General features: G+C 70.5%; 2 protein-coding genes. Both read right to left on the minus strand.

Features of this window, described 5'->3' with window-relative positions:
* A partial coding sequence (locus IF11_RS0135780) for a non-ribosomal peptide synthetase (RefSeq protein ID WP_037729400.1) occupies window positions 1-4815 on the minus strand: 4815 nt, incomplete at its 3' end.
* A 206-nt stretch (window positions 4816-5021) separates the two neighbouring features.
* Window positions 5022-13137: non-ribosomal peptide synthetase (locus tag IF11_RS0135785; RefSeq protein ID WP_037729403.1), on the minus strand; the 8116-nt coding region annotated here is incomplete at its 5' end.

Below are 13137 nucleotides of genomic sequence, written 5' to 3' on the forward strand. Positions count from 1 at the left end.
CGACACACCCCAGTCACCAGCGAAGATCTCCCCCTCCTCACCCGACAACAACCCCACACCCGACAACCGACCACCCGGCTCACCCACCACCACACCAGCCAACTCAACCCAATGACGACACAACCGCTCCACCGTCACCGCATCGAACACATCCGTGCTGTATTCGGCCGCGGCGATCAGTCGTCCGTCCTGCTCCGAGAACGCGAACGTGATGTCGAACTGGGAGGCTTCCCGGACCGACGGAATCGCCTCGGCCCTGAGCCCCGGCAGGTCGAACTCGGCGCGCGGGGTGTTCTGGAGCACGAGCATGGCCTGTACAAGTGGGGTACGGCTGGTGTCGCGCTCGGGGGCCAGCTCCTCGATCAGCCGGCTGAAGGGCACGTCCTGGTGCGCGAAGGCGTCCAGCACGGTCGTACGGACTCGTTCAAGCAGTTGGCCGAAGCTCTCGGACTCATCGACCGTTGTCCGCAGAACGAGGGTGTTGACGAAGAATCCGACGAGGTCTTCCAGCTCGGCCCGTTCGCGCCCTGAGACACCCGTCCCGAGCGCGATGTCCGTCCGTCCGCTATAGCGCGCCAGCAGGAGCTGGGTGATGGCGGTCAGCGTCATGAACAGGCTCGCGCCCCGGGCGCGGCCGACGTCCGTCAGGAGCCGGGTCAGCTCCGCCGGGACCTCGAACGCGTGCAGCGCGCCCGCCGAGGTACGCACCGCCGGGCGCGGCCGGTCCGTCGGCAGTTCCAGGGGTCCCAGTCCGCCGAGCTTCCCGCGCCAGTAGGCGAGTTGGCCATCGAGGGTGTCGCCCGCCAGTCGGTCACGCTGCCATACCGCGTAGTCGGGGTACTGAATCGGCAGCGGTCGCAGGCCGCTTTCCTCGCCGCGCACCGCGCCGGCGTAGAGGGCGCTCAGTTCACGCGTGATGACGCCCATCGACCAGCCGTCCGTGACGATGTGATGCATCGTCAGCATCAGAGTGTGACTGTCCGTGCCCGTCGTGGCGAGCAACACCCGCAGCAGCGGGCCCGCCGCCAGGTCGAACGGGGCCGCTGCCTCTGCGCGGAGGGCGGCGTCCAGCTCGCTGTCCGTGCCGGGTGCGGTCGTACGTACCGCCACGTCCATGGTGTCGTGCACGACTTGGGTGCCGAGCCCGTCCACCGTCTCGAAGGTGGTACGCAACGCCTCGTGCCGGGCGACCAGTCCCGCGACGGCGGCCCTCAGCGCGGGAAGGTCGAGCGTGCCGGTCAGCCGGAGGGTGCCGCAGACGTTGTACTCGGCGGCGCCGGGGGCGAAGTCGTCGAGGAACCAGAGGCGTTCCTGGGCGAAGGAGAGCGGCAGCCGCCCCTCCCTCGGCGCGGAAACGATCGCGTCGGCGCCCTGTCCGGCGGAGTGGGCGCCCTGTCCGGCGGAGTGGGCGCCACCGCTCGCCGAGGCATTCGGTGCGGAAGTTCCCGCCAGAGCATCGAGAGTGACCGCAAGGTCGGCGAGCCTGGGGGCTTCGAAGAGGTGACGTACGGTCAGTTCGACGCCCAGACCGCTCCGGATGCGGCTGATCACCCGGGTGGCCAGCAGGGAGTGCCCGCCGAGCGAGAAGAAGTCGTCCTCGGCGCCGACCTGTTCCGTTCCCAGCACCTCGGCCCAGATGGCCGCGAGCGCCCGCTCGGTGTCGGTGCGCGGGGCGAGGTATTCGGCGGACTCCGCCCAGTCGGGGGTCGGCAGGGAGCGGCGGTCGAGCTTGCCGCTGGAGGTCAGCGGAAGCGCGGCGATCGGCACGAAGGCGGCGGGCACCATGTAGTCGGGGAGGCTCTGCCGGATGAGATCGCGCAGGTCGCGGGCGGCGGGTACGGAGTGGCCCTCGGCGGGGACGACATACCCGGCGAGCCGGGCCGTGCCCTGCCGGTCGTCCCGTACGACGATCGCGGCGTCGCTGATCGCGGGGTGCCGGCGCAGGGCGGCCTCGATCTCGCCGGGCTCGATACGGAAACCGCGCACCTTCACCTGGTCGTCGGCGCGGCCGAGGTGTTCCAGGGTGCCGTCCGATGTCCAGCGGACGAGGTCGCCGGTGCGGAAGAGCCGCCCGGAGGGGTCGAACGGGTCGGCGATGAAGCGTTCCGCCGTACGGTCGGGACGGTTGGCGTAGCCGCGCGCGAGCCCGGCCCCGGCCACGTACAGCTCGCCGGGAACACCGCGCGGTACGGGGCGCAGCCTGCTGTCGAGCACGTACACCTGGTTGTTCCAGACGGGCCTGCCGATCCGTACGTCCGGCCCTTCCGCCTCCCAGACCAGGCTGTCCGCGCTGATCTCGGACGAGCCGTAGAGGTTGAGGAGCCGCGCGTGCGGCAGTTGCTCGCGGAAGCGGGCCGCGAGGGCGCGGCTGAGCGGCTCGCCGCTGCTGATCCAGCAGCGGCAGGAGGCCAGGGCGGCCGGGTCGGTCTCGTCCAGGAGGACGGAGAGCAGGCTGGGCACGAGCGTCATCCGCTCCACGCGGTGCCGCTCGATCAGCCGGGCCAGCGCGAGGGGGTCCTTGGCCTCGTCGTCGGAGGCGAGGATGATACGGCCGCCGTGCACGAGGGTGCCGAGGATCTCCGTGGCGCTGTCGAGGAAGCTCACCGAGCTCTTGGCGCAGACGACGGCGTCGCGCCACTCGGGGTAGGTCTCGGCGAACCATGCCCAGCGGCTGAGCAGGCCGCCGTGGAGGCCGAGGACTCCCTTGGGCCGGCCGGTGGAGCCGGAGGTGTAGATGACGTACGCGGTGTTGCTCGCGGCGACGGCGACCCGCGGCGTACGCGAGGGCAGTGCGGCGATCCGGTCGCGCAGGCGGTCGACGGCGACGACGGTGCCGGTGGAGTCGTCGGAGTCGTTGGAGTCGTCGGAGTCGTCGGAGTCGTTGGAGTCGTCGAGACCACCGGATTCTTCAGCGCCAGGGGAGTTGCCGGAGCCGAAGCCGTCCGGCAGCAGCCCAGCGAGCGCGTCCACCGTGACCGCGACCCGCACCCCGCTCTCGGCCAGCATCCACGCCACGCGGTCCCGGGGGAGCGCCGGGTCCACCGGCAGATACGCCCCGCCCGCCTTGAGCACGGCCAGGATGGAGACGACGAGGTCGGTGCCGCGCGGCAGGCAGACCGCGACCGGCTCCTCCGGGCGGACTCCGCCGTCGATCAGATGGTGCGCCAACCGATTGGCGTGCTCGTTGAGTTGACGGTATGTCAGAGTCCCATCGTCACCACTGGTCAGCGCGGGCGCGTCGGGTGTGCGGTCGGCCTGCTCGGCGAAGCGCGCCGGGATGGTGCCGGCGGCCGCCTCGGGCCGCGCGACCGACTTGCCGTCGGCGAGCAGCCCCGCCAGCTCCTCGGCGGTGAGCAGTTCGGCCTCGCCAAGACGCCGTTCGGGGTCGGTGACCAGGGCACGGGCCAGCACGACGAAATGCCGCCCCAGCCGTTCGATCGTGGCCGGGTCGAACAGGTCGGTGCTGTATTCGATCGCGCAGTGCAGCTCCTCCTCCTCGTCCTCCTCGAATTCCCAGCTCACGTCATACGGGGATTCCTGGCGGGCGAGGCTTCCGCGTGCCACCCGGACACCCTCGAATTCAGCCGATTCGACAGGGGTGTTCTGGAGCACCACCATCGACTGGACGAGTGGGGTACGCGAGGTGTCACGTTCCGGCGCGAGAATTTCCACCAGCCGCTCGAAGGGAACGTCCTGGTGTTCGAATGCCTCCAGTACGGTCTCGCGTACCTCGGCGAGATATTCGGTGAACGAACGGGTCTGGTCGATACGGGACCGCAGCACCAGGATATTGATGAAGAATCCGACGAGATTCTCCACCTCCGCCCGCTCACGCCCGGGTACCGCCGTGCCCACCGCTATGTCGTCCTGCCCGCTGTGCCGGGCCATCAGCAATTGAGTGACCGCGGTGAGGGTGACGAAGAGGCTGGCCCCCTGGTCCCTGCCCACGTTCCGGAGCCCTGCGGCGACATCTGCGGGCAGCGTGAAGGCGTGGACGGCGCCGGAGCCGCCGCGGACCGCCGGACGAGGGCGGTCGGTGGGCAGCTCCAGCGGCTCCAGACCCTCCAACTGGTCGCGCCAGTAGCCGACATGGCGGTCCAGCGCGCTGTCGGCGAACCGGCCGCGCTGCCAGGCGGCGTAGTCGGCGTACTGCACCGCGAGCGGGGGCAGTCCGGCCGCGCCGACATCGCCGCGCAGGGCGGCGGCGTAGTACGCCCGCAGCTCCCGGACGAGGATCTCCATCGAAGCGCCGTCGGTGACGATGTGATGCATGGCGAGCAGGAAGCGGTACTCCTCGGCGCCCACACGGATGAGCAGGGCGCGCACCAGCGGGCCGGTGTGCAGGTCGTACGGTTCGGCCATCGCCGCGGAGATCAGCCGGTCACTCTCCCGCTCCGCCCCGTGGCCGCCGCCTTCGGGGCCCGCTGAGGCGGCGAGATCCACGAAACGGAACGGCAGCTCCCCCTCCGGGCGTACGATCTGCCGCGCCACCCCCTCCTCGGCGGCGAAGGTGGTACGCAGCGGCTCGTGCCGCGCCACGACGGCGTCGAGCGCGGCCCGGAACGCGGCCACGTCCAGCGGGCCGGTGAGCCGCAGGCTGAGACCGGAGTTGTTCTCCGTGGAGTCCCGCTCGTACTCCGTCATGAACCAGAGCCGCTGCTGAGCGAACGACAGGGGGAGCGTTCCGCTGCGGTCCACGGACTCGATGGTGTTCCGGCCGCCGCCCGCGCGCCCCGCGAGCCGGCTCCGGAGTCTCTCCTGCACGTGTTCCGGCAGCGAACTGATCCGGGCCTCGCGCGAAGAAGCGGCGTCCATGGAAAGCTCCCTCATATCCACATCATGAAAACAAGCAGGCAAAAGCACCGCGTGCGCAGTCGACGGGGTTTCGGGCCTGTCCCGGCCCTGTTGGTCCGTCGACGCGCACGCGGATGACACATGGTGCGTAGTGCGTGGTGCGTAGTGCGAGGTGCGTAGTGCGAGGTGCGTGTTACGTGGTGCGGCGGTGGTGGTTTCCGGCCTCGCTAAAGAGTCGGATCACCGCCGTTCTCGATATCCTCGATGATCAACTCCTCGATCTTCCCGGCGAGTTGCGCGATCGTGGGAAAATCGAACATCACGCGGGCCGAGGGGTTGATGTCGAACACAGTCCGGACCCTAGCAATCACGCGAAGACTCAGGACCGAGTTTCCGCCCAGGCTGAAGAAGTCCTCCTCGATTCCGGTTCGTTCCAGCCCGAGCACCTCCGCCCAGATCTCCGCGACGGCCTCTTCCGTCGGGGTGCGCGGGGCTACGTACGAGGCTCGGCTGCCGTATTCCGGCGCGGGGAGCGCACGGCGGTCGAGCTTGCCGTTCGTGGTGAGCGGCAGCCGCTCCAGCGCCACGAACGCGGCCGGAAACATATAGTCCGGCAGTCCCTCGCCCAGCGTCCGCCGCAGCCCGGCCTCGTCGAACCCCGCGAGCCCGGCCGGCCCGCCGGCGGGTACGACGTACGCCACGAGCCGCTGGTCGCCGGGCTGGTCCTCCCGTACCACCACGGCCCCCTGGGCCACCCGCGGATCGCGTACGAGCAGGGCCTCGATCTCGCCCGGTTCGATCCGGAAGCCACGGATCTTCACCTGGTCGTCGTTGCGTCCCAGGTAGTCGAGCGTCCCGGCTGCGTTCCAGCGAGCGGTGTCGCCGGTCCGGTACATCCGGGCGCCCGGGCCGCCGAAGGGGTCCGCGACGAACCGTACGGAGCTGAGTCCCGGCCGGCGCAGATAGCCGCGGGCCAGGCCGCCCCCGGCGATGTACAACTCGCCCCGTATGCCCTGGGGCACCGGGCGGAGCGCGGCGTCGAGCACATACGCGCGCAGATGCGGCAGCGCCCGGCCGATCACGCTTCCGGCGCCCGGGGCCGCGAACGCCGGCTCGGCCCGCCGGCTGGTGACATGCACGGTGGTTTCGGTGATCCCGTACATGTTGACCAGTACGGGACCGCCGTTCCCCGACCGCTCCACCCAGCCCGCGATCCGCGACCAGTCCAGGGCTTCGCCGCCGAACACGACCGTGCGCAGCGCGAGCCGCTCCCGCAGCCCGTCCACCGCATCGATCTCCTCGGCCAGCCGGTAGAACGCCGATGGGGTCTGGTTGAGTACGGTGACGCGCTCCCGTTCGAGCAGCAGCGCGAAGTCCGCGGGCGCGCGCGCCACATCGCGGTCCACCACGACCAGGCGCCCGCCGTACGCCAGCGCTCCCCACAGCTCCCATACGGTGAAGTCGAACGCGTAGGAGTGGAACATCGTCCATACGTCGTCCGGGCCGCACGCGAACTGCTCCTGGGTGGCGGCGAGCAGCTCCGCCACATTGCCGTGGGAGACCACCACGCCCTTGGGACGTCCGGTCGATCCCGAGGTGTAGATGACGTACGCGGCGGAGGCGGCGGAGACCTCGGAGACGGGCGCCGGAGGGAGTACGTCCGTCACCACGGCCGCCGGGTCGTCCAGCACCACCGAGCGGCGCGCCGCGTCCGCGGGCAGGACGGACGCCGTCTCGCGGCTGGTGATCACCAGATCGGCCGAGCAGTCCTCGATGATGTACGCGATCCGGTCGGCCGGGGACGCCGGGTCCACCGGCACATACGCTCCGCCCGCCTTCAGCACGGCCAGGATCGCCACCACCAGATCGATCGAGCGCGGCAGCACCAGCCCCACTCGGGACTCCGGTCCCACCCCGTGCGCGGCGAGCCGGGCGGCGAGGCGCGATGCCCGCGCGGACAGCTCCCCGTAGTCGATGGTGGTGTCCCCGAACGTCACGGCGGGCGCACCGGGTATCGCACGGGCCCGGTCCTCGAACATGACGAGGGGCGACACCGCGGGCACCCCCGGATCCCCGCTCTCGTTCCAGGATTCCAGCAGCAGTGTGCGCTCCGCGGCGTCCAGCGGATCGTGCTCCAGCAAGGGCCGTTCGGGGCCGGCGGTGAGCCGGTCGGCCAGCGTCAGCCAGTGCCGGGTCAGCCGGTCGATGGTGGCCGGATCGAACAGATCGCTGTGGACGGCCACAGCCTCCAGGCCACCGCCCGGCCGGGGCTGGAACTCCAGGTGCAGATCGAACTGCGCGGTGTCGCGCGGCGGTACGAACTCACCGACCCGTACGCCCGGCAGGTCGAACTCGGCGCGTGGGGTGTTCTGGAGCACGAGCATGGCCTGTACGAGGGGGGTGCGGCTGGTGTCGCGCTCGGGGGCGAGCTCCTCGATCAGCCGGCTGAACGGCACGTCCTGATGCGCGAAGGCGTCCAGCACGGTCGTACGGACCTCGGCCAGGAACCCGTCGAACGTGAGCTCCTCGTCCACCTGCGAGCGCAGCACCAGCGTATTGGCGAAGAACCCGACCAGGCCCTCCAGTTCCGCCCGCTCACGGCCCGACACCACCGTGCCCACCGCGATGTCGCGCCGGCCGGTGTAGCGGGAGAGGAGGAGTTGCGTCACCGCCGTCAGCACCATGAAGAGGCTCGCGCCGCGCCGCCGGCCAGCCTGGGCCAGACGCTCCGTCAGTTCCGTGGGAACCTCGAAGGCGTGCAGGGCCCCGGCCGCGGCGCGCACCGGCGGACGCGGCCGGTCCGTTGGCAGCTCCAGTGGCTCCAGGCCGGCCAATTGATCGCGCCAGTAGGCCAGATGATCGTCCAGCGCGTCACCGACCAGTCGGTTGCGTTGCCAGCGGGCGAAGTCGGGGTACTGCACGGGCAGTTCGGCGAGACCCGGCTCCCCGCCTCGTACGGCTCCCGCGTAGTAGGCGCTCAGCTCACGCGTGATCACGCCCATGGACCAGCCGTCGGTGACGATGTGGTGCATCGCCAGTACGAGCACATGCTCGCGCTCCGACACCTCCGCCAGGAACACGCGCAGCAGCGGGCCCGTCCGCAGATCGAACGGTGTCGAGACGGCAGCCGACAGCGCCTCGTCGAGGGTGGTGGCCTGGACCGGTACATCGACCGCAGCGTGCACGAGCTGCACACCGCGCCCGTCGACGGAGTCGAAGGTGGTCCGCAGCGCCTCGTGCCGGGCGACGAGCCGCGAGACGGCCATGCGCAGGGCGGAGGTGTCGAGGTCGCCGGTCAGCCGCAGGGCGGTGACGACGTTGTACTCGACGCTGTCACGGGCGAAGTCGTCCAGGAACCAGAGCCGTTCCTGCGCGAAGGACAGCGGGAGGTCGCCGTCGCGCGGCACCGGAACCGGGCCACTGGCTTCCACCACGGGGAGGGGGGTGGGAGTGGGGCCGGTCTCCGAGGGCACGGTCTCACGCCGTACGGTCTCCGCGAGGCGCGCGACAGTCGGATGGTCGAAAAGGGCCCGGGGCGAGAGCCCGGCGCCCAGCACCGTACGGATCCGGGAAACCACCCGCAGGCTGGAGATCGAGTCCCCGCCCAGCTCGAAGAAGTCATCGTGGACGCCGACACGCTCGACACCCAGGACCTCGGCCCAGGTCTCGGCGAGCGCGCGTTCCTCCGCCGTGCGGGGTTCGGCATACTCCCCCGCCATATCGGACTCCGGTGCGGGCAATGCACGCTTGTCGGTCTTCCCGTTCACGGTCAGCGGCATCGCGTCCAGCACGACGAACGCGGACGGCACCATGTACTCCGGGAGTACGGAGGCCACGTGGGCGCGTACGACGGCGACGTCCAGTTCGCCGGACGGTACGAGGTAGGCGACCAGACGCTTCACCCCCGGCCGGTCCTCCCGGGCCAGCACCGCCGCGCCGCCCACACTTTCGTGGCGCGCCAACACCCCCTCGATCTCGCCGAGTTCGATACGGAACCCACGGACCTTCACCTGTCCATCGCCACGGCCGAGGAAGTCCAGCCGACCATCGGACCGCCACCGCACCACATCACCGGTGCGGTACAACCGCCGGCCGGAGCCGAACGGGTCGGCCACGAACCGCTCCGCCGTCAGGCCCGTCTGACCGTCATAGCCACGCGCCAGTCCGGCACCCCCGAGATACAGCTCACCGGGGACCCCGACCCCGACCGGCCGCAGCGCGCCGTCCAGGACATATCCGGTCGTGTTGTCCATCGCCCTGCCGAGGGGCACCGATCCGCCCGCGACATCACCGGCCGCGATCGGTCCGCTGACGGCGAAGGTCGTGGACTCCGTCGGACCGTAACCGTTGACGAGCACCGTCCCCGGGCAGGCGGCCAACATCCGCTCCGCCGCCACCGCCGGCACCGCGTCCCCACCCGTCCACACCTCACCCAGACCCGCGAAGCAGCCGGCGTCCTCCTCGACCAGCACACCGAACAGCGCCGCCGTCGCCCACAACCCCGACACCCCGCGCGCCACCGCATCCCGCACCACCGCCACACTCAACTCGCCCTCGGCCACCACCACCGTGCCACCACTCAGCAACGGCACCCACACCTCATACGTCGCCGCGTCGAACGAATGCGGCGAATGGAACAACACCTTGCCGTGCGCACCCGACGACCAGCGAGAATCAGCGGCCAGCGCCACCACATCCCCATGCGTCACCGCAACACCCTTCGGCACCCCCGTCGAACCCGACGTAAACATCACATACGCCAACGAACCCCCCGACACCCGCACCGGAAGCACGGCATCACCCACCGGCTCCGCGTCCGACTCGATCACCGGCACAAACTGCCCGTATGTCAGGGCGACATCACCACACACCACGGCAACCGCGCCCGGCGAGCCGCCCGCGCGCTCCGCGAAGGCGTCGACGACCGACACGTCCGAGGGGACCGTCCCGCCTCCGTCGCTCCAGCCCCTTACCAGACGTTCCCGTTCGTCATCCGGCAGGAGCGGCAACGCCCCCACCCGGGTGTCCGGTTCGACGGTGAGCGCATGGAGAAGGTGCTCCATCTGCGCCGTGAGTCGCCGCGCCGTGTCGGCGTCGAACCGCGCGGGGTCGTAGCCGAGGTCGAAGCTCAGCCGGTCGCCCGCGTAGGCGGTCAGTGCCAAGGGGTAGTTGGTGGTCTCCGTCACCTCGATATCGCGGAGCGAGAGCCCGAATCGCTCGGCTCCATCGGTGTCGATGGGGTAGTTCTCGAAGACGAGCAGACTGTCGAAGAGGGCCGTACCCGGGGGCAGTTCGGTCTCCAGATCGCTCAGCGCGATCTCCTCGTACCGACGCGCCTCGACCTGTGCGGCCTGAAGGCCTCCGAGCCACTCCGCGACCGACAGCCCGAGGTCGACCTTCACCCGGACAGGGAGGGTGTTGATGAAGAGGCCGAGGATGTCCTCGGCCCCCGGCAGATCCGCCGGACGCCCCGACACCGTCGTACCGAACACCACGTCGGACGACCCCGCGTACTGCGAGAGCACCAACGCCCACGCGCCCTGCACCACGGCGTTGAGCGTGCGGCCGTTCAGCCGGGCAAAGGCCGTGACCTGCGCGGAAAGCTCGTCGGAGACGACGAGCGAGACCCGTTCCGTGGACTGTCCGTGGCTCGCCCTGCCCTGGGGGGTCCGGTCGTACGGGAGCGCCGTCGGCTCGGTGAAACCGGCCAGCCGCTCACGCCAGAAGGCCCGGCCTGCATGCTGATCGCGTGCGGTCAGCCAGGCGAGATAGTCCCGGAAGGGACCCCTGTCCGTCCCGGATGCCGACCCGTTGTCAGTGCCCGTATACGTACCCGTACCCGTACCCGTGCCGGTGAGGGACGCGTACTCGGCGATCACATCGGAGAGCAGTGCCGCTGTGCTCCAGCCGTCCAGCAGCAGATGATGGAAGGTCCACACCACCCGGATCCTGCCGTCGCCGAGCCGAATCAGCACCAGCCGCATCAGGGGCGGGGATTCGAGGTCGATACCGCGCTCCCGGTCCTCCGCGAGCAACTTTCCCAGCGCGGCGGCTCGTTCGGGCTCGCCCAGGTCCGACCAGTCCAGGCCGCGCACCGGAAGGGTCACCGCGCGATGGACCACCTGCACCGGACTGCTGATGTCCCGCCACACCACCGAGGCCCGTAGCGCGTCCGACCGCTCCACCACGCGCTGCCAGGAGCGCGCGAGCGATTCGGGATCGTGTGCGCCCTGGATCACGAAGGAGAACTGTTCGAGGTACGCGGGCGACTCCGGCTCGGCCAGCGCATGGAAGACCATGCCCGCCTGGAGTGCCGTCAAGGGGTAGACGTCCTCGATCCCGCCGCCGTCGCGTCCTTGGACCAGCCGGTCCACCTCGCGCTGATCGAGGCCGGCGAGCGGGAAGTCGGACGGCGTACGGCCGCCCGCGCCCGGCTCGGCGCAGTGCCGCAGGAAGCCGCGCAACTCGGCGGTCATGTCCGTCGCGAGCCGCTCGATGGTGCTCCGGTGGTACCGGGACCGGGCATACGACCAGGTCAGGGTGAGCCGACCGGCCCGTACCTCCCCGATCACATCCAGCTCGTGCGGACGAGCCTCGGCCGGGCCGAACTCGCCGCCGGGGTTGAGCGTCATGGACCGGTACAGATCGTGCCGGCCCGCCAGTCCGTCGAGCTGACCGAGGTAGTTGAAGCTGACGCTCGGCTCGACGGCGCCGATCTCCTCCGCCACCCGCTCCGCGGCGAGATAGCGCAGCGCGCCGTGTCCGATGCCCCGGTCCGGGACGGCGCGGAGCTGCTCCTTCACCGACTTGATGTCCGCCGCCCAGTCATCGGCCAGGGCGAGCGCGATCGGGTGGATGGAGGTGAACCAGCCGACCGTACGGGTCAGATCGACGTCGTCGAACAGCTCCTCACGGCCGTGCCCTTCCAGATTGACCGCTGTCCGGTCGTGCCCGGTCCAGGTACGCAGGGTGCGGGCGAGGGCCGTCAGCAGCACATCGTTCACCCGCGTCCGGTACACCGGCGGGACCTGGTGCAGCAGCGCCTCCGTCTGCTCGGCGTCGAGTGTCACCGACAGCGTCTCCTGGGCGGCGACGGTGTTGTTCCCGTCCGGGATGTCGACCGGGACGGCGAAGTGCGCACCGTCCGCGACGGACCGCCAGTAGTCGCGCTGGGTATCGAATCCGCCTCGCGCCGTGTGTTCAGCGAGGCGCTCCGCCCACTGGCGTACGGAGGTGGTCTTGGCGCCCAGATCGACGGGGCTGCCGTCGCGGGCCTGGGCGTGGGCGATGGCGAGATCGTCCAGCAGAATGCGCCAGGACACCCCGTCCATCATCAGATGGTGCACGGCGATCAGGACACGTGAGGCGTGGTGGCCGCCGGCCGGGACGCCGACGAGAACGCGGATGAGCGGGCCGCGTTCGAGGTCGAAGCCCGCTTGCGCGCGTCGCGTCAGCTCCCTCCAGACGCCCTCCGCAGCCGCGGCCGTGCCGGCCTCGTCGCCGGGGCCGCCCGGGAGTTCGTGGATCGTGAACACGGCGTCCAGGTCGAGCTGGGGCTCGATCCGCGCGGTCCAGTGTTGCGAGTGCCGCGGCCCACGGCGGGCGAAGACGGTCCGCAGGGCGTCGTGCTGCTCCAGTACGGCGGCGAGGGCGCGCCGCAGCACGGCCGGGTCGGTGCCGGGGGCCGGGGTGAACTCCGTTGCCATATTGAAGTGTTCGGGCACCACGGGGTGGACCGCGAAGAACCACTCCCTGATCGGCGTGGGACCCACCTCCCCCGTGACCGTGCCCTGCTCCGCCAGCACGGTGGCACCGGCACCGACTGTGCCCGCGACGGCCGCGAGGTCCGCGACCGTCTGCCGCGTGAACACATCGCGGGAGGAGAGTTCCAGCCCTGCCTGCCTGGCCCGTGAGACCACCTGGATGCTCAGGATCGAGTCCCCACCCAGGGCGAAGAAGTTGTCCTCGATCCCGACCCGGTCCAGGCCCAGCACGTCCGCCCAGATGTCACAGAGGGTCCGCTCCGTATCCGTACGCGGAGGCGTGTATCCGGCGACCGGACCGGCATCGGGCACGGGCAGGGCCTTGCGGTCCACCTTCCCGCTCGCGTTCACGGGCAGCGCGTCCAGCTCCACGAACACCGACGGCACCATATAGCTGGGCAGCTCAGCGGCAGCGTGCTCCCGCAACACCCCCGGCTCAACACCCTCACTGCCCGGTCCCGCCGGAACGACGTACGCGACGATCCGCTTCACACCGGGACGGTCCTCACGAACCATCACCGACACCTGCCCCACCCACACGTGCCGGGCAAGAACCGCCTCGATCTCACCCAACTCGATA

This window comes from Streptomyces scopuliridis RB72, from assembly GCF_000718095.1.
Taxonomy (GTDB): domain Bacteria; phylum Actinomycetota; class Actinomycetes; order Streptomycetales; family Streptomycetaceae; genus Streptomyces; species Streptomyces scopuliridis.